Source organism: Ruminococcus sp. BSD2780120874_150323_B10, assembly GCF_015553695.1.
Classification (GTDB): Bacteria; Bacillota; Clostridia; order Oscillospirales; family Acutalibacteraceae; genus Ruminococcoides; species Ruminococcoides intestinale_A.
Genome location: NZ_JADNHD010000004.1, coordinates 74,330 through 97,241, shown reverse-complemented (window position 1 = coordinate 97,241; position 22,912 = coordinate 74,330). Strand labels below are relative to the sequence as shown.

The window sequence follows — 22,912 nt, the reverse complement described above, 5'->3', positions numbered from 1 at the left end:
TATGATTTTCTATGAAAAGAATTAAGACTATTGAAACTCGTGACCTTAAGAAGAGCGTTAAAACAGGCGGTTGCGGTGAGTGTCAGACATCTTGTCAGTCAGCTTGCAAAACATCTTGCGGCGTTGCTAACCAGCAGTGTGAGAAGTGCCTCAGCGAGAAATAATTTAGCTGTGCAAATTTTGCATTAAAAAGGATTTTCAGCCGTTTCACCTTTTGGAGAACGGCTTTCCTTTTGTCTATAAAAAGGATTTGGAGAAAATATATGATACACCAGTATAAGTTAAACGGATATAACATAGTGCTTGATGTTTTCAGCGGCAGTGTTCACTGCGTAGATGACCTTGCTTATGATGTTATTGAAATGTACGAAAATTCCGATAAAGATAATATTATCAAGGCTATGCTTGAAAAGTACAAAGATAACCCTGAAATTACAGCAGAAGAAATTTCGGATTGCTATGATGATGTTACAGAATTAAAGGATAACGGCAAGCTCTTTACTGCTGATAAATATGAGGACCTTGCATTTGATTTTAAAAAGAGAAACACTGTTATTAAGGCTTTGTGCCTACATATTGCTCATACCTGTAATCTTAATTGCGAATACTGCTTTGCAAGTCAGGGTAAGTACCACGGTGACAGAGCTTTAATGAGTTTTGAAGTAGGCAAGAGAGCTATTGATTTTCTTATTGAAAATTCAGGCAGCAGAGTAAACCTTGAAGTTGACTTTTTCGGCGGCGAACCGCTTATGAACTTTGATGTGGTTAAGCAGATTGTCGCTTACGCAAGAAGTATTGAAAAGGAAAAGAACAAGAATTTCCGTTTTACTCTCACAACAAACGGTATGCTTGTTGACGATGATGTAATTGAATTTGCAAATAAAGAATGTCATAATGTTGTACTTAGCCTTGACGGCAGAAAAGAAGTACATGACCACCTTAGAAAAACCGTAAGCGGCAAGGGCAGTTACGATATTATTGTACCAAAGTTCCAGGAATTTGTTAAAAAGCGTGGTAACAAAGGTTATTATGTGCGTGGTACTTATACACATAACAATACTGATTTTACAAATGATATTTTCCATATGGCAGACCTTGGCTTTACAGAGCTTTCAATGGAGCCTGTTGTTTGCTCACCGGAAGACCCGTATGCGCTTACATACGATGATTTACCTGTTCTTTTTGAGCAGTACGAGATACTTGCAAAGGAAATGCTTAAGCGTGAAAAAGAGGGCAGACCGCTTACTTTCTATCACTATATGATTGACCTTACGGGCGGACCTTGTATTTACAAGAGAATTTCGGGCTGCGGTTCGGGTACAGAGTATATGGCAGTTACACCGTGGGGTGAGTTATATCCTTGTCATCAGTTCGTAGGCGACCCTAAATATAGTCTTGGAAACATTTATGAAGGTGTTACAAATACTGCTATTCAGGACGAGTTTAAACTTTGCAATGCGTACGCAAGACCGAATTGTAAAGATTGTTGGGCAAAACTTTATTGCAGCGGCGGCTGTGCTGCAAACGCGTACCATGCTACAGGCTCAATTACAGGCATTTATGAATATGGCTGTGAGCTGTTTAAAAAGCGTATGGAATGTGCAATTATGATGAAAGTTGCCGAAGCAGAGCTTTAATACAATAATTTTAGCGGTATGGGTTTTCTCATACCGCTTTTTGGTGAGTGATTTTATAAATGAGTAAAATATTTACTTTTTTAAAAAAAGAGATTGTGCTTACTGTATCGTTTGTGCTTGCGATTATTTCAATGATTTTTGTAACGCCAAACGAAAAATATTTTGATTATATAGATTTCCGCACGCTTGGACTTTTGTTTTCTCTGATGACAGTAATGGCTGGGTTTAACAAAATGGGTGTATTCAAAGTGATTGCTGAATATCTGCTTAATAAAGTCAATACAATGCGAGGTGTTACGCTGTCGCTTGTACTGTTATGCTTTTTCAGTTCCATGATAATTACAAATGATGTTGCATTGATAACATTTGTGCCGTTTACAATAGTGCTGTTAAAACTTGCGGACAAGCAAAGCCGAGCAATATATGTTGTAACGCTTGAAACAATAGCCGCCAATCTTGGCAGTATGCTGACTCCGATAGGCAATCCGCAAAATTTGTACTTATTTTCGGCTTATAATATGAATATATCTGATTTCTTTAAGACGATTTTGCCGTATGCCTTGATTTCTCTTGTTATGCTTGTATGTTGTTCACTATTTTCAGGTAAATCTCCAATTGTATATAATGAAAATAGGGAAGAATTAAATTTTGATAAAAGACTTATAGCAATGTATATTGCATTGTTTGCAATTGCTCTATTAAGTGTTTTTCGAGTATTAAACTATCTTATACTCCTTGCTGTTGTAATTGTTTTTGTACTTATATTTGACCGCAAGGTGCTTTTAAAGGTAGATTACAGTTTGCTGTTTACTTTCATATTTCTTTTTGTATTCATAGGTAATCTCGGTAATATAAGTCAAATTAACGGTTGGTTTTCGAGTGTAGTTAATGGCAATGAAGTGCCGGTTGGAGTGCTTGCAAGTCAGGTATTTTCAAATGTGCCTGCCACAATTTTACTTTCAGGTTTTACAAATAATGCTACAGATTTAATGATTGGTGTAAATATCGGAGGCCTTGGTACATTGATAGCATCAATGGCAAGTCTTATATCGTTTAAATTCATTCAGAAAGAAAATGTAAGTATCGCAAAATACTTTGGATTATTTACTTTATTTAATGTTTTGTTTTTGGCGGCAAATATAATTTTATGGCTTGTGATTAAATGATTTTGTGTTTTGTTTTTATGTTTGATAACATTAAAAATTGTGGTTTAGCGGAATAAATTGGAAAAGCAATTATAAAAGTTTGGTCGACCTTTTCAAAGGTCGTGGGTATGGGCAAAGCCCACAAATACTTTCCGTTTATGTAATCTGACGATAGCCAAACAGCTTGCTGTTTGGCGGCTTGAAAACAACGGCGTTAGCCTTTAAAAATGCGATAGCACCAAGAAAAGGAATTCGTTATTCCATTAATAAAATATAGGCTTTTTTAATGGCTGTCGCCTGTTTTAACAAACTTAGTTTTAGCACGCAAACAGCCACGCTGTTTGCACCTGAAGAATTGTAATATCGGAAGATTTTATGGGCGCTGCCCAAACCCGCAATTTTTGAAAAAATTGAGTAAACTTTTTTTGTTTTTGGACGGATAATTTAGCGTTAGTTAAATTTCAATGCCCAACCGACACTCCGCTAAACCATAATTTATTCAACTAACTATTGATAAAAAATTTTTCCTTAAAATAGTAAAATCCCACTCTGTTTTTTCAGAGTGGGATTTTTTTAAGCATTTTCTGCTTGTGCTTGTTTTTCTTTTTCAGCCTGTGCTCTTTTTAGTTTTGTTCTCTTAATAACCTTAAGACGGCTGAATTCTTCTCTTTCCTTTTCATCAAGAGCATCAGAAATAAACTTTACGGTTTCTTCAAATTTAGGAATCATAATGTTCTTAAGAGCGTTGGCTCTCTTCTGTGTTTTCTTGATTGAAACCGCAAGACGGTAAACACTGTTTTCTATCTCGGCAAGCTCTGCGGTAAGATACTTAACTTCGGTGAATTTCTCGTAAGTTTTATCAATACCTGAGTTTGTAAGTCGCAGTCCGTAGTGCAGGTAGGTTTGAGGTTTTTTCTCGTCAATGGTGAGAATCGGAATTTCAACACCCATTACACTTCTTGAATCAAGTTTTAATGAGTCTTCTTCAGGAATCGTGTTTGAAAGGTCATCGCAAAAGCCGTTTGTAACATTGGCAGTCTGAAGTGCTATGTAAGCTTCTTCATATGCATTGTCGATCTTCTCCTGAATTGCATTGGCGTGGTCGATAAGCGTCATCATCTCTCTTATAAGAATATTACGCTTACGGTCAAGCAGTTCATAGCCGTTTTTGGCAAGAGCAAGCGACTTTTTGGTGTTCATCAGATTACCTTTTGTAGGTACAGCCTGTACAGCCATAGATGCTCAGCACTCCTTTCTGACGGTTATTTCTCAACATAATACTTGTCAAGAATCTGATCGTCAACACGGTCAAGTTCTGATTTCGGAAGTGTAGAAAGTAATTCCCAACCGAGGTCAAGGCTCTGTTCAATACTTCTGTTTTCGTTGAATCCCTGATTAACAAACTTTGATTCAAACAGTCTGCCGAATTCAATATATTTCTTGTCGATAGGGGAGAGTTCTTCCTCGCCGATAACAGATGCAAGTGAACGAGCGTCAATTACCTTTGCATATGATGCAAAGAGCTGGTTTGCAAGTGCCTGATGATCTGCTCTTGTGTAACCCTCACCGATACCGTCCTTCATAAGACGGGAAAGTGAAGGAAGAACGCTTACAGGCGGATAAAGACCTTGTCCCTGTAATGAACGGTCAAGTACGATCTGACCCTCTGTGATGTAACCTGTAAGGTCAGGAATCGGGTGAGTAATATCATCGTTAGGCATTGTAAGAATAGGAATCTGTGTAACAGAACCGTTCTTGCCTTTAATCATACCTGCACGCTCATAAAGTGATGCAAGGTCTGAATAAAGATAGCCCGGGTAACCTTTTCTCGCAGGAATTTCACCCTTTGATGATGAGAACTCACGAAGAGCCTCGGCATATGAGGTCATATCTGTCATAATAACAAGAACATGCATCTCAAGCTCAAATGCAAGGTACTCGGCAATAGTAAGAGCACATCTTGGAGTAAGTGTTCTTTCGATAATCGGGTCATTAGAAAGGTTTAATAGCATTACAACTCTTGAAAGTACGCCGCTTTCTTCAAAACTCTTTCTGAAGTATTCAGCAACATCTTTCTGAACACCCATTGCTGCGAATACTACGCAGAAGTTATTAGCATTTGCACCGCTGATTTTTGCCTGACGAACAATCTGTACTGCAAGGTCGTTGTGCTTCATACCTGTACCTGAAAAGATAGGAAGTTTTTGACCTCTGATAAGTGTCATAAGTGTATCAATGGTAGAAATACCTGTGTTGATGTAGTTCTTAGGATAAATTCTTGAAACAGGGTTGATAGGTGTGCCGTTAATGTTAGCACGCTTTACAGGGAAAATATCTCCGAGTCCGTCAATAGGTCTGCCTGCACCGTCAAGTACACGACCGATAATTTCAGGAGAAAGAGGCATTTCCATTGGGTGACCTGTAAGTCTTGTCCTTGTATTTGTAAGGCTGATTCTTCTTGTACCCTCAAATACCTGAACAACAATCTTTTCGCCCTCAATCTGTACGACACGGCCCTGTCTTACTGTGCCGTTTTCAAGGCGGATGTCAACAATTTCCTCGTTGGAAACGCCTTTTACTCCGTCAAGAACTATGAGTGAGCCGTTAATTTCTTTAACGCCGACATAATCTATAATCATTGTGCGTTTCCTCCTTACATAATTGAGTCAAGCTTTTCATCAATTTCCTTGATATATTCATCAAAGAGTTCAGGCTTGCTGTTAGGAATATCATATTTCATCTTTGTAAGTTTATCGAACAAACCAAGCTCAATAACCTTTGAAATAGGAATTTCCTTTGTAACAACCTTCTTTGCCTTATCGTAAAGGTGAAGAATTGTTTTCATCATAAGTTTCTGCTTTTCAAGCGGAACATAAGTATCATCAGCGTGGAAAGCATTTTGCTGTAAGAAACCTACACGAACTACTCTTGCAGCTTCAATGACAAGTTTCTGGTCATCAGGAAGTACATCGGAACCGATAAGTTTTACGATTTCCATAAGCGAGCTTTCTTCCTGAAGAAGTGCGCTGATTCTGTTACGATACTCAATAAAGTCTTTACCGAGGTTTTCTTCAAACCAAGGGTCAAGGTCGTTAAAGTATTCGCTGTAGCTGTTCATCCAGTTAATAGCAGGATAATGTCTTGAATAAGCAAGCGACTTATCAAGTGCCCAGAAACAACGGGTAAATCTTTTTGTGTTCTGTGTAACAGGCTCAGAGAAGTCTGAACCCTGCGGAGAAACCGCACCGATAAGTGTTACAGAACCCTCACCGCCTGAAAGAACTTCCGCACGGCCGCCACGCTCATAGAACTCGGCAAGTCGTGAAGGCAAGTAAGCCGGGAAACCTTCCTCGGCAGGCATTTCCTCAAGTCGGCCCGAAATCTCACGAAGAGCCTCGGCCCAACGAGAAGTTGAGTCAGCCATCATAGCAACATGGTAACCCATATCTCTGTAATATTCGCCAAGTGTGATACCTGTGTAAATTGATGCCTCACGGGCTGCAACAGGCATATTTGATGTGTTGGCAATAAGAACGGTTCTGTCTGTCATAGGACGCTGTGACTTAGGGTCGATAAGTTCAGAGAATTCTTCGAGTACCTGGCTCATCTCGTTACCACGCTCACCGCAGCCTACATAAATAATAATATCAGCGTCGCACCATTTTGCGAGCTGGTGCTGTGTCATAGTTTTACCTGTACCGAAACCGCCCGGTATAGCGGCTGTACCGCCCTTAGCAATAGGGAAGAGAGAGTCAATAACTCTCTGACCTGTAATAAGCGGAATTGAAGATGCAAGTCTGTCCTTTACAGGACGAGCGGTTCTGATAGGCCATTTTTGACAAAGTGTGAGGTTGTGCTCAACGCCGTTATCATCTTTAATAACAACAATTGTGTCAAAAAGCTTGTATTGACCGTCAGGCATAACCTTGGTAACAACGCCTGAAAGTTCAGGGTGAACCATAAGTCTGTGTTCAATGATTGGTGTTTCGGGGAGTGTAGCATAAATCTGACCACCCTCGAGCTTGTCGCCAACCTTTACTTTCATTGTAACATTCCAGAGCTTTTTGTCATCAAGAGAAGAAACAGATGCACCTCTGTCAATGAAAGCGCCTGCCTGTTCCTCAATAGCCTTAAGAGGACGCTCAATTCCATCAAAAATATTATCAATAATTCCCGGTCCGAGAAGTACATTCATAGGTGCGCCTGTACCTGTAACAACATCTCCCGGTTTAAGACCGGTTGTTTCTTCATATACCTGAATTGTGGTAAAATCAGAAGTTATACCGATTACTTCACCGACAAGGTTCTGTTCACCTACATGAACCATTTCCATCATTTCAAAGCAATCAGCATCTTTTACGGTAACAACAGGTCCGTTAATTCCATAAATAACATTATTTTCCATTTGTATTACCATCTTCTTTCGGATAAAATCAAGAAGGTCAATTAGTTAAGAACGCTCAGACCTGAGTTCTCAATAAACCATTCTCTCTGTGCAGAGAGCTTTGTGTCGAGTGTTTCATCGGCAACAATTCTCATTGATTTGCAGTAGCCTTTAAGACCGCCGATTTTGATTGAGTTGTCTTTAACAAGTTCAGCCATTCCGTGGAATGCGGCAAGGATTTCTGTTGAATACTTCATATCCTTTTCATTTATATAAACAACACAACGGTTATCGTCAAAAAGTTCTGCAATCTGTCTTGCACTGTCAACAAGTTTTAATTTATATTCTTTGGTTTCTGTGTATTTAATAAGCTTTTGTGCAGCCATTTCAAATACTTCGTCAGTCATTTTTGCTCTTTCTCTAAAGAGTTTTTTCTGACTTTCCTGAACAAGTCTGGCAAGTTTGCTTGTTTCTACATACTTTTTAGCTTCAAGCTGCTGCTGTATGTAGCGTTCGCTGTCACGCTTGCCGTTTTCTTCGGCTTTTTTGAGTTTTTCTTCCTTTAAAAGCTCAACTTCAGTATTGGCAATAGACTTTTGTTCTTCGGTGTATCTTTGTATGGCTTGCAAAAAGTTATCGGTTTTTGTGGTATTTTCCATATTAATAACCTCTCAGCTCATTCAGAGTTTTACGCCAATAGCGTCCTGAACATATTTTGTGATACTGTCTTTGGTGCGTCCGTTGCCATGACGGTCGGGGATTTCTACAATCAAAGGCTTTTTGCGGTTGAGCTTTAAGTCATAGATAAGGTCAGGGCAGAGAGAAACAAGAGTTTCTGTCATAAGAATAACAGCCACATCTTCTCTCTCCATAGCCTTAGTAAGCTCTCGTGTAACCTCTTGTTCCGTATGAACAACTACACCGTCAATACCTGCAAAACGCATACCCATTTTAGTATCAACATTATCGCTTATAAGAAAAAATTTCATTTTTCGTCATATCCTTTATTTCTTCAATTAGCTGAAGAGAATCAAGATTGAGATAAGCATACCGTAAAGGGCAACACCTTCACCGAGAGCAACGAAGATGATTGCTTTACCAAATGCCTTTGGATCTTCACTTGTTGCACCGATAGCTGCAGGAGCTGCGTTACCTACGGCAATACCACCGCCGATACATGAAAGGCCAACTGCGATAGCTGCGCCGATATATGCAAAGCTCTTAGATGACTGCTGAGCAACCTGTACTGCCTCTGAAACTGTGTTTGCATCTGCTGCACCTGCTACGATTGGGCAAAGAAGGCAAATTGCAAATACTGCTGCGAATGAAGCAATCTGCATTAAAACTGTTTTCTTTCTGTTATGACCTTTTTCGTAAGCCTTTACAGCTACAACTACTGATGCTACAAGAAATACAACAGGGAGTGCCAACATAACTAAATTTAAGATGCTCATAATGATTTACCTCCAAAAATAAATAAACAATAAAATATATAATTAAGTTTTTCAACTTAACTGTTTTGTGTAAGTTTTAGCTTGACAGGTTCGTATGGTCTGCCTTCGCCTGAATAGAAACGGCTGAAAAGCTCATAGTATTCAAGTCTTAATACCTGAATTGCTACGAGGAGAGCCTCAAGTACCATTACTATAACATTACCTACTACAACAATTGGCCAGTAGGCAATAGGACCTGCGGTTTCGGCAAGAACAAATACAACCATCATCATACCTGCGTGAACAAGAACGAATGCGCCTACACGCAAGAAACTCATTGTGTTTGTTACATAGCTTAAAAGAACTTCAATTGATTCAAAAATATTTTCAACAATGTAGTCCTTCCAGCTTTCCGGTTTCCAGTCAGGTTCTTTGTTTACCAATCCGCCAAGCGGCTCGGCAAAGAAAATTAAGATAAACGGAATTACAATCAGGAATATAATGTACGGAGCGTTGAATACGGGAAGTCCGAACAAAAGCTGACCTGCAATACCGAATACTATTGCGCTGTAGAAAATTATACCTGCCACACCGCTCGTGCTGAACAATGCTCTGCCATAATCCTTTTGACGGATTGATGTGTAGACATTGAGGAACATTGCGGTAATTAAAAGGAATACGCCAATGCCTATGGCTACAAGAATAATCTTTGTTGCCATTTCGGAGCTCATTACCTCAATAGGCTTTTCTTCAAGTCCGAAGAGAGCTTTGTACATGGGGTCGAGCAAATGCTCAAATCCGAACACACTGCCGAATACAAGTCCGAAGAATGCAGATGAAATACCGCACGGTGCAAGTATTTTACCAATTGCCATCTTTTTGATTTTATACATCAATATACCTACAATAGTAAGGCAGATACCCTGACCGACATCGGCAAACATAATACCGAATATAATAATGTAAGTTATTGCAACAAAAAGTGACGGGTCAATTTCATTGTATTTTGGCACGCCGTACATTGAAGTATAAAACTCAAACGGTCGTGCAAGGAAACAGTTTTTGAGTTTAACAGGCGGAGATTTTTTAATCTCGTTCTTTGCGTCTGAAAATTCAACTGTAACGCTTCTGTGTTTGCAAAGTCGTTTTTTAAGCTGTTTTGCAAACTCGGTCGGCACCCAGCCTACAATAATAAAGCTCTTGTTGTACTGCAAAGCTTTAGTTCTTATAGTTGAGTACAAAGAAAGTTCTTCAAGTTTTGACAAATATTTTAAAATTCTTTCTTTGTTAATGGAAAGATAATCGTCAATACGCTTTTCGGTATCTTTGTAAACATCCTCAAGGTGGGGAATAAGTGCCGTAAGTTTTTTCATATGCAGAGTTGGCGTTGAATTAACACCGATTATGTCGCATCTCTCAAAGAAAAGACTTGAAAAAACTCTGTCAATTTCTTCTGTCTTATCAGCCGGAGCAAGATAAACGCCCCAATAATAAGCTTTATCTTCTGTACACACCGAAAAATCAATATAAGGGTCATCCTTATAATTTTCCAGTTTTACATAGCTGTCCTTAGGAAGTCTTCCGAATCTTGCATTTACATATTTAAGCTCAAGCAGCTTTTCTATTTCAATGTCAAGTCCGACAAAGTGCTTTGTTTCGTCAAGATTTTGTTTTGTCTCAAGCAATTGCTCGGCGGCAAAATCTCTGTCTTCAACAAGCTCGTTTAGTTCATCGCAAATCTTATTGCAAAACAATTGAATATCCTGATATGTCGGATTAAAATTGCTTACATCGACAAGCGGGAACTGCCTTTTTGTAAGTCCTAATGAAGCCTTGAGGTTAGTGAGATGTTCGGCATAAATATTTTTGGTCTGAAGATGTGAAAAACCTTGGGTATTGTTGTAAAAAACAGACACATCATCGGGATGAAAAACTCCCGATTCTCCCAAAACGGTAATAACATCGTCAATCTCATCCATAAAGCCGATTATATTAACAGCTTGCATGGTTGATACAGCCAAATAAAATCACCTCTTTGTTAGTGGTACTGCTTACTAAACGATAAGCAGGGACTGTATTTTTTTAGAATCAAGTTTATATCGTGTACCTTCAATCAAGGTTATAATATTCATAAGCTCGGTTTCGGCAACGAACATATATGAAATCATCACAACAGAAGGATTGTTTGAGAAATACATATTCTTTCTTGCAAGTTTGTATTTTACTCTTGGGCTGATGTCACTTGCGTAAACATAACCTATTTGTTCAATCATCTTACCGGTGTGAGTTTCCTGCATTACGGAGAATACTTCTCCGGAGGATTCCGCACGGCACATTCTGTCGAGAGTTTTTTCACTGATGCTTGAGAAAGGGTAGAGCAGGTTGTTTTTTATTTGCTCCGGTGTAAGGTTATAATACTTTTTAAGACGAAGTACACGGGAGAAATTATTGTAATCGTTGATTACGGTAAAAAGCTCCATAAGCTCTTTTCTTTCAGTGCCTTTTGTTTTGCTCTTTATTACCTTTTTGAGGTTGGAGAAAACAAAAGTATAAAGATCATTTTCAATATCCGATATAGGCAAAAGATTGTTTTCGTCGGGCTTGTATTTTTCAAATATTTGAGAATACTTTGTATTGCTCAAAATGGTGAGAAATTCATCGTAATTTCTTGCAAGCGCGAGTTTCTGCAAATCAATCTCCGTATGTTTTGCAAAATATGTCGGATACTGATAAATAAACTTTTCAGTAGATGAAGTATTCAGCAAAGTGAGAAAGCGCATTATCTGTTCAATCTCGGTTCTGCTTATAACATAAGCTGAAAAGCCGGTGCTCATCTGGGAATCATATCTGCAAAGCGAGTCAAACTCATAGAAAAGATGCTGCCTTAAAAGAACCTCAAGTCTGCCGCGGTGAACATCACGCTCATTTATATCACGCAATGCCTCCGCATAGTGCGTATATGACTTAAGATAAGACATTACTTCTGCAACACTGTTTGAGTTAAGCAAACTGTTGTAGTCCTTTTCGGTAAGTCTTTTACCAAACTTTGCTCTTGCTTTTGCAAGCACCGCAAACGAAGTGGAAGACACAGCTTTCGCACCTCCTTTAAAATAATATGCTTAATAAATGGATAGTTATCCGATAGTTCGTTTAGCAATTTCATCTGACCATTTGTCAGCATTTGCCTCGAAATCAGATTTAAGTTTAATTAAAACAGATTTATGCTTCTGACGAGTATCCTGCCACTGATGTCTGATGTCCTTGTCAATATAAGCACTCTGGCGCTCAATGGTTTCGTCAGCTTTTGACATATAGGAATCGTAGATTACCTTTGCTTGAGCGTCAATCTCTTTGGCAAGTGCTTCTTTGTTTTTTTGATTTTCTTCATCGAAGGCTTTTGCCTCAGCGTCTGCTTCAACAATCTGTTTAATCATATCCTTCAAAAAATCACCCCCTGAAATTAGTTCTTGAGAGCCTGAAGCGGTGCAGGAATTCTTCCTCCTCTGTTGATAAATTCAGCCGGTGAGCCTTTTCTTAGCGGCATTACAGGACCGTAGCCGAGAAGTCCGCCAAAGTTAAGTGTTTCGCCTGCTTTTTTACCAATAGCGGGAATAAGTCTTACAGCGGTTGTCTTAGTGTTTACCATACCGATAGCTGCTTCGTCTGCAATAATTGCAGAGATAACCTCGGCACTTGTGTCACCCGGTACAATAATCATATCAAGACCAACTGAACATACGGCTGTCATAGCCTCAAGTTTAGTTATGTCGAGATATTCGTTTTCAGCTGCATAAATCATACCTGCATCCTCCGATACCGGAATGAAAGCGCCGCTAAGTCCGCCAACATGTGACGAAGCCATTACGCCGCCTTTCTTAACAGCATCGTTAAGAAGTGCAAGAGCAGCAGTTGTACCGTGGCATCCGCATACTTCAAGTCCCATTTCTTCAAGAATATGTGCAACACTATCGCCGACTGCCGGTGTAGGTGCAAGTGAAAGGTCAACGATACCAAAAGGTACGCAAAGTCTTTTGCTTGCTTCTTTTGCTACAAGCTGACCCATTCTTGTGATTTTAAATGCGGTTTTCTTAACCATATCGGCGATTTCGGCAATATTTTTGCCTTCGCCGCCCTTAGCAAGAGCAGCTCTTACTACGCCCGGTCCCGAAACACCGACATTGATAACGGTATCAGCCTCGCCGACACCGTGGAAAGCTCCTGCCATAAACGGGTTATCTTCAGGAGCGTTACAGAATACTACAAGCTTTGCAGCGCCGATGCAATCACGGTCTGCTGTAGCTTGAGCAGCCTGAACTACAGTTTTACCCATCATTTTGACTGCATCCATATTGATACCGGCTTTTGTTGAACCGATATTTACCGAAGAGCAAACAAAATCGGTAGTTGCAAGTGCTTCAGGGATACTCTCTATAAGCGCATAGTCACCGCTTGCGAAACCTTTTTGTACAAGAGCGGAATAACCGCCGATGAAGTTTACGCCGAGTTCTTTTGCGGCTTTGTCGAGTGCGTGAGCAAATTTTACTACCTTTTTACTCTGGCATGGTGCAGCTACCATTGCGATAGGGGTAACTGAAATTCTCTTATTTATAATAGGAATACCGTACTCCCTCTGGATATCCTCGCCTGTTTTTACGAGGTCTTTGGCAGAACGGCAGATTTTGTCGTATACCTTTGTGCAGGCTTTGTCAATATCGTCATCAATACAGTCTAAAAGTGAAATGCCCATTGTAATTGTTCTTACATCGAGATTTTCGTTATCAATCATATTGATAGTTTCAAGTATATCTTTTGTTTCGAGCATAGGTGTTTATCCTTTCAATCCATATTTAAGGGCAAATTAAATTCTGTGCATACTGTTGAATATATCTTCGTGCATTACATGAATCTTAGTTGCGGTAGCCTCTCCGACAGCGTCAAGGTCGGTTCTTAACTTTTCAAAATCAATTTTCTCTTCATTGAATTCAATAAGCATAACCATTGCAAACATATCCTGAAGAACGCTCTGTGTTACCTCAACGATGTTTGCGTTGTCAGCAGCACAAGCAGCTGATACCTTTGCAAGTATTCCGACTGTGTCCTTACCGATTACTGTAATTATAGCTTTCATAAGTTACCTCCGTATTTGCAAGATTTTAATTTTATTCCTGCAAAAGAATTATAAAAGAATTATATGATTGTTTATTATCATTACCTTATTATATAACTAAAATCTAAGAAAGTAAAGCCTTATATTGCATAAATTTGGCGAATATGGTATTATTTATTACGGAGGCTTGATAACTATGATTTTATGTGATGTTCATACTCATTCAAACAATTCTTTTGACGCTGAAAGTACAGTGGAAGAAATGTGTAAATCTGCCCTAAATAAGGGATTTTACGCAATAGCAATTACCGACCATTGCGAAGCACCTTTTATCAAGTTTGCCTATAACAAAGAATTCGGAGATTTTAACGAAAGAATACCTTTGTCATTTTTGCAAACCAAAAACGCACAGATAAAATATAGACAAAAACTCAAGGTTTTATGCGGAATAGAGCTCGGCGAGCCTATGCACGATCCGGAATGTACCGAAAAAGCGCTTTCTTTTGGCGATTTTGACTTTGTTTTAGCGTCTTTGCACAATTTAAAAGATATGGAAGATTTCTATTTTATCGACTTTAATAATTGTAATATTTCCGAAATTTTGAAATTATATTTTAATGAACTTGCAGAAACAGCGACCTTCAGTGACTTTGACAGCCTTGCTCATCTTACATATCCTTTAAGATATATTTTTGAAACAACAGGGGAATATCCCGACCTTACACCTTATCAAGATGTTATTGACGATATATACAGAACACTGATTTCAAACAAGAAAGCTCTTGAAATTAATACTTCGGGTTTATTCAAACCCATCGGCAGAACTTTGCCCGATGAATTTCAGCTAAAGCGCTATCGTGAACTCGGCGGAAAGCTTATCACTATCGGAAGTGATGCCCACACAAGCACTGCTGTCGGAAACGGAATAGATGAGGGAATAAGACTTGCACATAAGTGCGGATTTAAGTCGTATACTATCTTTGAAAAGCGCCGCCCGATTACTATACCGATAGAATTTTAATTAAACTATATCGTATATCTTAATAGATATTGTGTTGTTTATCATATTATAACGCAAGTTTAAAATAATTCAACCACTAATTTCGGTTACTGTATCTATTAATGTACAAAACTATAAATATTGTTTAATAAACCGAATAAAAACAAATAAAAAACAGACATTTCTCAAAAGTTGGAAATGTCTGTTTTGTGCTTTAGTTTAATTATATTATGTCAAGACAGCTTATTATAATGTTTTTGCAAGTTCTTTTATGTATTCTCTTAATTGGTCTTTAGTTTCGGGATGTTCAAGACCTACTTCGATTTGAGCCTGAAGAATACCGAATTTATTGCCCATATCGTATCTTCTGCCCTCAAATTCAACGGCTGTCATACCGTCTGTAACAGCGATTTCACGCATTGCGTCTGTAAGCTGAATTTCACCGCCTATGCCCGGCTGTGTTCTTTCAAGAATTTCAAAAATTTCTGACGGAAGAACACATCTGTCTATGATAGAGTAAAGTGAGAGAACTTCCTCCGGAGTTTGCGGTTTTTCTTTCATATCTGTGCATTTAAATACATTGTCATAAATATGCTCAACTTTAAGTGAACCGTATTTATGAATGTCTTTTGCATCAACTTTTTTAACGCCGACAACACCTTTGCCAAACTCGCCGTAATGTTCAATAAGCTGACCTATGGCTGGTTTTTCGCCTACGATTGCGCCGTCGCCGAAAAGTACGGCGAAAGGTTCATTACCTACAAAAGACTTTGCTTTTAAAATAGCGTGGCCTAAACCCTTCATTTCTTTCTGACGAATGAAAGTGATATTTGCGAGATTTGAAATACCTCTTACTGTTTCAAGAAAATCAAGTTTGCCGCTTTTTTCAAGTATTGCCTCAAGTTCAGGGGATGCATCAAAATGGTCTTCGATAATGCCTTTACCTCTGTTTGTAACGATAAGAATATCTGTTATTCCGGCTGCAACTGCCTCTTCAACGATATACTGAATGGTCGGTTTGTCTACGATCGGGAGCATTTCCTTTGGCATTGATTTTGTCGCGGGAAGTACTCTTGTGCCGAGTCCTGCTGCAGGTATAACTGCTTTTGTAATTTTCATATTTTCCTCCGATATTTGTTTTTAAACGAACAGCGGCATATAAGCGATTGCTAAAAATACAAATGTTGCCACAACTGCTATGGCAAGGTTTACGCCACCCTTGTTTTCAATCTGCTCGTTAATTTTTGACTTTGTGGTTGCTGCTTCTTCGTCTGATTCTTTATCAAAACTCGAAGCGTAGTTTTTAATTGATGAAATTTTCTTTATGCAGTGTTTAAAATACATTCTGTTTGTTCTGAAACCGCAGATAAGCATAATGGCAAATCTGATTGCTCCGAGAATGTACGGAACAGCAAAGTACAAAAGATTTGTAGAGGACATACCGGCAAATAAATCGCCGACATTAGCACCGCTGTATCCGCTTTGAAGTATGGCAGAGTAATTATCCATATAAATGTTATATGCCTCTGTAAATTCAGGTGTGGTTTGTATAATAAGTGTGCCTGCAAGCAATCCTACCACGATTACCGATATAACAATGCCGATTGCGTACATTTTCCTGTAAAGCATATATGCACCGGGTAAAATAGCGGATACAAAGCTGAATCGTGATTTATTTGTTCTTAAGATTGAACCGAAAACACGCATAAAGTAGTTTGTATTTTTGCCGACAAATTTTGAAACCTCACCTGCGGTTACATTATCTGCCATTTTTTCGTCTGCCTTAAAACCTGCCATCGGATCAAACGCAATAAAAGGTATTCCGCCGTTTTGCGGATTTTGACCGAAAGGAAAACCGTTCATATCCGGCGGAACATTATTATTTCCGTTTACGGAATCATTCTCGGGTTGATTGTCTTTTAACAGAGGCGCTCCGCAATGTTCGCAGTAAAACAAAGTTTTGTCGTTTGGATGACCGCAAATTTTGCAGATTACTTCATTGTCTGTGCCGCTCTCTTTGTCAGCTTCAAAGTCATCGGAACTGTCCGGTTGATCATTTTCAAATGAAAAATTTTGTGAATGTTTATCCTGATAAAAGCAGTGTTCCTCCTGCTCGTAGCATTCTCTGTGGTGCGGCGTGCCGCATTCAGGGCAAACTACTATATCATCGCCCTCTTTAAACTGTTTGTTACAAACAGGGCATTTATATTTATAAAAATCCATATTTGCCTCCGGGTATTTTTATACAAACTAATTATAACAAATAATCTTATTAATTGCAACCATAATTTATTATAATATTTTAAATGTATATAATTTCTGAATTTTATTATTTAACCGCAAAAAGAATATATTTATTTAGAAAATATTGTAATAAATTGGTAAATCTGATATAATGAAAATGTTAAAATTTTTGAGCAAGGAGGATTACTTGTGAATGATAAAGTGAGCGTACAAGTGGTAACCTTTGGAGCAATGAATTTTGCAATGCAGCAAAACTATGTTCCGCTTGTGCGCAGCGTAACGATAAAAAATAACAGCGATGAGGAAATTAAAGATATTATGTTAAAAATTTCCTTTGAACCTGAATTTGCAAAGCCGTTTACACATAGAATTGAGGTTTTACCTCCGCATACCGAAATTGAGGTAAGTCCAGTTAATATTATAGTATCTACGGAGTTTCTGTTCTCACTGACAGAGAGAATTGTTGCACAGATCAGCGTACAGCTTTTATGCGGCGAAGAAGAACTTGTAAATGCCGGTGACAATATTGATTTGCTTGCCTATGATGAGTGGAGCGGCTGCTATATAATGCCTGAACTGATTGCGGCTTTTGTAACACCTAATCATCCCGCTATCTCGGGCATCCTTAAAATTGCAACCGATTATTTAAGAAAATGGGGAAAAGACCCGAGCATAACAGGTTATCAGAGCCGCAATGCAGATGTTGTAAAACTGCAAATGGCTGCTGTTTATGCCGCTTTACAGTCAAAAAATATTGTGTATAATAATCCGCCTGCAAGTTTTGAAAAAGCAGGTCAGCGTGTGCGACTTCCTTATTCTGTAATTGAGCAGAAACAAGGTACTTGCATTGACCTTGCGGTTACATATGCGTCTTGTCTTGAGGCGGCAGGACTTTTCCCTTTAATAATGATAAAAAAAGGTCACGCATACTGCGGCTGCCGCCTTGAAGAGGAAACTTTTGCCGATTGTGTAATTGATGATTTTTCGGCTATAGACAAACGAACGGTACGCGGAAATGAAGATATTTTGCTTGTAGAATGTACGGATTTTACGGCGGGAGAAAAGATTGATTTTGACAGAGCGGTAAAGCACGGAAAAAATAATCTGTCAGATTCGGAAAATTTTATTTGTGCTGTTGATGTTAGAAGAGCAAGAGCGGGAGGACTGCGACCGATTCCGCAAAAAATAGATAGCAACAGTATTTGCGGTTATGACGGGACGGTTGCTTCGGTTTCTGATTATCAGGCAGCTGCACCTAAAAAACTTAACAGAAGCGGTACAGGTGTAATCGGATATGAGGAAAGTTCGCTTTCAAGAATACAGATATGGGAGAGAAAGCTGCTCGATTTCAGTTTGAGAAACTCACTTTTAAATTTCAAAATTACCAAAAACTCTTTGCCGATTTTAACTCATGATCTTGCCGCTCTTGAGGACAGTATTGCAGACGGAGTATCTTTTTCAATACGGGAATTGCCGAGCGAATGGACGGCGTCGCTTAGAGATGCAAGGCTTTATGAGATAGAAAACGAAAATGACCTTGCAACAAATATTGCAAGCGAAGAGTTTAAAAGCAAAAGACTTTGTGCGGTTATGCACGACGAAGAACTTGAAAAAACTCTGAAAAATATTTACAGAACAACAAAGTCGAGCATAGAGGAAAACGGTTCAAACACACTTTTCTTAGCACTTGGATTTTTAAAGTGGTACGAAAGCGATATTTCGGAAAAGCCACTCTATGCACCGCTTATTATGATTCCTGTTGAGCTTGTAAAAAGTTCGCATAATAAAGGCTATTTATTGAGAAGCAGACAAGAGGAAACCCAGATTAATGTTACATTAATTGAGTATTTAAGACAGATTTTCGAACTGAAAATACCGAGCCTTGACCCACTGCCCGAGGACGAGCACGGTACGGACATTCCGCTTGTTTTCAATACGGTTCGTAATTGTATTCTTGACAAAAAGCGTTGGAATGTTGTGGATACGGCTTGCTTGGGACAGTTTTCGTTCGGTCAGTTTGTAATGTGGAGTGACCTTAGAAACCGTGCCGACGAATTAATGCAAAATAAGGTTGTTGCAGGTCTTGTTGATAAGAAAATTACTGTTGAGCAGGAAGAAAATCCGCTGACGGTGTCTGAACTTGATGAACGCATCGCACCCGATGACCTTGCAATACCGTTGAGCGCAGATTCTTCACAGATGCTTGCCATTGCAGAGGCGGCAAAGGGAAAAAGTTTTGTACTTCACGGACCTCCCGGAACAGGTAAGTCGCAGACAATTACAAATTTAATCGCAAATGCGCTTTATCACGGTAAATCTGTTCTTTTTGTCGCAGAAAAAATGGCGGCTCTTAATGTGGTTCAACACAGACTTGAAAATATCGGTCTTGCTCCGTTCTGCCTTGAACTCCACTCAAATAAGGCGAGCAAAAGCAGTGTGCTTTCTCAACTCGAAAAATCACTTGAAGTCGGCAGAATAAAGCACCCCGAAAAATACAAAGCAACAGCAGACAGGCTGAAAGCTATGCGTGTGAGTATGAATTCTGTAATTGACGGACTTCATAAAAAGCACGAGAGCGGAATTTCCGTGTATGACGCTATAGAACAATATGAAACCTGTGCCGAATTTAAGAATAAAATAACAATTCCGCAAGAAGTTATTAACACTGTTAATGATGACAGAATAGAACAGCTTTTATCTTTAATTTTAAGTTATAAAAATTCTGTTGACGGTGTAGGTGATATAGTTAATAACCCGCTTAAAAATATTTCTCTTACGGAATATTCTATACCGTTAAGAGAAAAGCTGTATTCGGATTGTGTAAATTTGCTTAATCTATATAATAATGCAAAATCGTGCATTGAAAGAATTTTCGGTACATTTAATATCAATGCCGAATTAAGTGAAAAATCAATCAAAAACATTTTAAATCTTTGCAGAGCGTTGCTTATTCCTTCGGCTTTTTCACCAAGCCTTATTCTTGAAAATAATTACAATGCGGTAAGTCAAAAGCTGAATAATTATTATGAAAGCATTTGTAACGAAAACAGAGAAAAACAAGAGATTGAAAAAGTGTTTACAAGCGGTATTTATGAGTATAACTGTATTCAGGCTCTTAATGAATGGAATGTCGCTCAATCAAGTTGGATACTTAGCAGACATTCAAAACAGAAAAAACTTTTGAAAGAAGTTGCAACATTTTGTGTTATGCCAAATGCCGTTACCAAAGAAAATATTATCAATTGGTATCAGCGACTTATTAATTTTAATAAATTGCACAATGATAATATGACTTGCGGTAATGAGCTTAGGTATATACTTAATGAATTAGGTTCTGATTTTAAACAGGCAATTGATAAAACCGATTCCGTCTACAATGCGATAAGTGTGTATAACTATAATGAAATCAGAACAATATTGAATGCTTTTAAGAATATTAATCTTGCACAGCTTGGAAACGATGTTAATTGTGCAGAAAATTATATATTAAAATGGAATGAATTTTCCGACATTTTCAAAGTTAATATTGATAATGAGCAGAGCGACAATTGGCTTAACCGCACCGGAAATATTCTTAATAATATAAGTAAGAATATTGACAAATTGTATGCGGTTACGGAATATAACGCTAAGCGTGAACAGCTTGCAAACGAACAGCTTGAGTGTATTTGTAATGCGGTTGAAAGCGGTATTGTTAATAAGGAAAATGCAGTTGACGCTTTCAGATGCAATGTGTATTATGCGCTTGCACTCAAATATATTTCTGTTGATGAGAGCTTGAGCACATTCAGAAGTAACAGCTTTGAGCAGACGATAAAGGAATACCATTCATTAATAGACGAGTATTCTCAGCTTACTGTTCAGGAGCTTGTGGCAACCTTGTCGGCGCAAGTGCCTGTATCGGGTTCGGCGGGTGCGTCGTCTTCCGAACTCGGTATTCTTAAAAGAGCGATAAAAAGCAACGGCAGAATGATGTCGATAAGAAAGTTGTTTAACGAAATCCCTGCATTATTACGCAGACTTTGCCCGTGTATGCTTATGAGCCCGATTTCTGTTGCACAATACATTGACACGTCATTTCCTAAATTTGACCTTGTGGTGTTTGATGAAGCATCACAGCTTCCGACAAGCGAAGCTGTCGGCACGATTGCAAGAGGTGAAAATGTTGTGGTAGTCGGTGACCCTAATCAGTTGCCGCCGACAAGTTTCTTTAAATCAAACAGAATTGATGAAGAAAACATAGAAAACGAAGATCTCGAAAGTTTGCTTGATGACTGCCTTTCAATTTCAATGCCGCAGATGTACTTAAAATGGCACTACCGTTCTCGCCACGAAAGTCTTATCGCATACAGCAATATGAAGTATTACGATAATAAACTTTATACATTCCCGTCGCCGAACGACAGAGTGTCGGCGGTTAAACTTGTACACATTGACGGCTACTATGATAAGGGCGGTACAAAGCAGAATAAAGCCGAGGCAGAGGCTGTGGTAAATGAAATTATCCGCAGATTATCCGATGAACAACTGCGTACAAAGAGTATCGGCGTTGTAACTTTTAATATTATTCAACAGAATTTAATTGAAGATATGCTTGCCGATGAATTTTCTAAAAAGCCCGAACTTGAAAAATACGACAACGAATCCGCAGAACCCGTATTTGTTAAAAATCTTGAGAATGTACAGGGCGATGAGAGAGATGTAATTCTGTTTTCAGTCGGCTACGGTCCCGATAAGGACGGCAAAGTTTCTATGAACTTTGGCCCGCTTAACCGTGACGGCGGTTGGCGCAGACTTAATGTTGCAATTTCAAGAGCAAGACAGGAAATGATTGTTTATTCCACTCTTACTCCCGAGCAGATTGATTTGTCACGCACAAGAGCACTCGGCGTTGAAGGGCTTAAAGGCTTTTTGAAATTTGCGGGACAGAACCGAAATATTGTTATACCCGACGGCAAAGTTTCTGTTCATAACGATAATAGAGTTATTGAAGAAATTGCCAAAGAGATAGAAAAACTCGGTTATAAGGTGAACTGCAATATCGGTTGTTCGGAATACAAGATTGATATTGGTATCGTTGACCCTGAAAATCCCGACAGTTATCTGCTCGGTATTCTTGCCGACGGTGAAAACTGCAAAAATTCCGCAACATCTAAAGATAGATTTGTATTACAGCCCGATGTGCTTGCAGGTCTTGGCTGGAAAATTATGCGTGTATGGACTCTTGATTGGCTCGATGATTCGGCTCGTGTAATTGAAAAGATTAAATCAGAAATTGAAAATGCGATTTTGGGCAAAAATACCAAGCAAAAAATTTCAGAGCAAAACAAAACTCAAAATTTAGAATTTGAAAAAATTGATACATCAACACAGATTGAACAGACAAGACAGCGAAAGTACGAAACAGTCGATTCTCAAATTCTCGGAAGTTCTGAAAGCTTTTATACAGCAGCGGCAGAGGTCGAAATTCAAAAGCTGATGTTTAAAATTATCTCTGTTCAAGCACCGATAAGTAAAAAAGCATTGTACAAAAGTGTGCTTTCGGCTTACGGTGTTTCTCGCTCGGGTAACAGGGCAGAGGCGATACTTGACGGTATTCTCGGCAGAATAATGCACTCCGAAACCTCTGACAACGGGGTGATATTCGTATGGCAGCCCGAACAAAAACCTGATGAATACAATGTTTATCGTGTGTCGGAGCAAAACGAGAATAGGCGCAATATTGACGATATTTCCTCAAAAGAAATATTAAATGCAGTCATTCAAGTTTTGAGCGAACAAGGCGGTATGCAAAAATCTGACCTTATTAAAGAAAGTGCCAAAAAGTTCGGTTTTACAAGAACAGGCACGCTTATTGATACAACGGTCGGTTTTGCTGTCGATAACGCAATCAAAAACGGCAAACTTGTTGTATCGCAGGACGGAAAAATTACAGATAAAACATAATTACAAGATAGGAAAA

18 protein-coding genes are annotated in these 22,912 nt (G+C 38.8%); 5 read left to right on the top strand and 13 right to left on the bottom strand.

Annotation, left to right across the window (positions count from 1 at the left end):
• Positions 1-11 precede the first annotated feature (11 nt).
• From scfA to I2E21_RS04085, 3 genes are all read left to right on the top strand, one after another.
• Entirely contained in the window at positions 12-164 is a 153-nt protein-coding gene (scfA, locus tag I2E21_RS04095) for a six-cysteine ranthipeptide SCIFF (RefSeq protein WP_022234662.1), read from the top strand.
• A 99-nt stretch (positions 165-263) separates the two neighbouring features.
• A complete protein-coding gene (scfB, locus tag I2E21_RS04090) occupies positions 264-1,637 on the top strand; it encodes a thioether cross-link-forming SCIFF peptide maturase (RefSeq protein WP_195410501.1) in 1,374 nt (457 codons plus the stop codon).
• 59 nt (positions 1,638-1,696) lie between these two features.
• Complete coding sequence (locus I2E21_RS04085; RefSeq protein ID WP_195410500.1) at positions 1,697-2,803, top strand: SLC13 family permease; 1,107 nt, start codon at positions 1,697-1,699, stop codon at positions 2,801-2,803.
• A gap of 552 nt (positions 2,804-3,355) precedes the next feature.
• Here I2E21_RS04085 and I2E21_RS04080 read toward each other — a convergent pair.
• Genes I2E21_RS04080 through I2E21_RS04030 form a run of 11 tightly spaced genes read right to left on the bottom strand, consistent with a single transcriptional unit; the run spans position 3,356 to position 13,727 of the window.
• Positions 3,356-4,018: a V-type ATP synthase subunit D gene (locus tag I2E21_RS04080; protein WP_195410499.1), complete on the bottom strand. Its 663-nt coding sequence runs from the start codon at positions 4,016-4,018 to the stop codon at positions 3,356-3,358.
• A gap of 26 nt (positions 4,019-4,044) precedes the next feature.
• Positions 4,045-5,421 carry a V-type ATP synthase subunit B gene (locus tag I2E21_RS04075; RefSeq protein ID WP_195410498.1) on the bottom strand — a complete coding sequence of 459 codons (1,377 nt, stop codon included), beginning with the start codon at positions 5,419-5,421 and terminating at the stop codon, positions 4,045-4,047.
• 14 nt (positions 5,422-5,435) lie between these two features.
• A complete protein-coding gene (locus tag I2E21_RS04070) occupies positions 5,436-7,187 on the bottom strand; it encodes a V-type ATP synthase subunit A (RefSeq protein ID WP_022234484.1) in 1,752 nt (583 codons plus the stop codon).
• Between the two features lie 41 nt (positions 7,188-7,228).
• Positions 7,229-7,825 (bottom strand): FliH/SctL family protein, encoded by a 597-nt coding sequence (locus tag I2E21_RS04065; protein WP_022234485.1) that lies wholly within the window; start codon positions 7,823-7,825, stop codon positions 7,229-7,231.
• A gap of 21 nt (positions 7,826-7,846) precedes the next feature.
• Positions 7,847-8,155 (bottom strand): V-type ATP synthase subunit F, encoded by a 309-nt coding sequence (locus I2E21_RS04060; protein WP_022234486.1) that lies wholly within the window; start codon positions 8,153-8,155, stop codon positions 7,847-7,849.
• A gap of 27 nt (positions 8,156-8,182) precedes the next feature.
• On the bottom strand, positions 8,183-8,620 hold the full coding sequence (locus tag I2E21_RS04055; protein ID WP_022234487.1) for an ATP synthase subunit C: 438 nt from the start codon (positions 8,618-8,620) through the stop codon (positions 8,183-8,185).
• 56 nt (positions 8,621-8,676) lie between these two features.
• Positions 8,677-10,620 carry a V-type ATPase 116kDa subunit family protein gene (locus I2E21_RS04050; protein ID WP_195410497.1) on the bottom strand — a complete coding sequence of 648 codons (1,944 nt, stop codon included), beginning with the start codon at positions 10,618-10,620 and terminating at the stop codon, positions 8,677-8,679.
• A 33-nt stretch (positions 10,621-10,653) separates the two neighbouring features.
• On the bottom strand, positions 10,654-11,688 hold the full coding sequence (locus tag I2E21_RS04045; protein WP_195410496.1) for a V-type ATPase subunit: 1,035 nt from the start codon (positions 11,686-11,688) through the stop codon (positions 10,654-10,656).
• A 45-nt stretch (positions 11,689-11,733) separates the two neighbouring features.
• Complete coding sequence (locus tag I2E21_RS04040) at positions 11,734-12,042, bottom strand: hypothetical protein (protein ID WP_022234490.1); 309 nt, start codon at positions 12,040-12,042, stop codon at positions 11,734-11,736.
• Between the two features lie 17 nt (positions 12,043-12,059).
• A complete protein-coding gene (locus I2E21_RS04035) occupies positions 12,060-13,421 on the bottom strand; it encodes a PFL family protein (protein WP_022234491.1) in 1,362 nt (453 codons plus the stop codon).
• 36 nt (positions 13,422-13,457) lie between these two features.
• Positions 13,458-13,727: an ACT domain-containing protein gene (locus tag I2E21_RS04030; RefSeq protein WP_195410495.1), complete on the bottom strand. Its 270-nt coding sequence runs from the start codon at positions 13,725-13,727 to the stop codon at positions 13,458-13,460.
• Between the two features lie 175 nt (positions 13,728-13,902).
• Here I2E21_RS04030 and I2E21_RS04025 point away from each other — a divergent pair, with 175 nt between their 5' ends.
• Positions 13,903-14,727, top strand: coding sequence for a histidinol-phosphatase HisJ family protein (locus I2E21_RS04025; protein ID WP_195410494.1), 825 nt, complete (start codon positions 13,903-13,905; stop codon positions 14,725-14,727).
• 225 nt (positions 14,728-14,952) lie between these two features.
• Here the strand turns inward: I2E21_RS04025 and galU are convergent, their stop codons facing one another.
• Together galU and I2E21_RS04015 are read right to left on the bottom strand one after the other, a co-directional pair.
• A complete protein-coding gene (galU, locus tag I2E21_RS04020; protein ID WP_022234494.1) occupies positions 14,953-15,825 on the bottom strand; it encodes a UTP--glucose-1-phosphate uridylyltransferase GalU in 873 nt (290 codons plus the stop codon).
• Positions 15,826-15,846: 21 nt separating this feature from the next.
• Complete coding sequence (locus tag I2E21_RS04015; RefSeq protein WP_195410493.1) at positions 15,847-16,929, bottom strand: RING finger protein; 1,083 nt, start codon at positions 16,927-16,929, stop codon at positions 15,847-15,849.
• A gap of 210 nt (positions 16,930-17,139) precedes the next feature.
• Here I2E21_RS04015 and I2E21_RS04010 point away from each other — a divergent pair, with 210 nt between their 5' ends.
• Positions 17,140-22,896 carry a DUF3320 domain-containing protein gene (locus I2E21_RS04010; protein ID WP_347708276.1) on the top strand — a complete coding sequence of 1,919 codons (5,757 nt, stop codon included), beginning with the start codon at positions 17,140-17,142 and terminating at the stop codon, positions 22,894-22,896.
• Positions 22,897-22,912 lie beyond the last annotated feature (16 nt).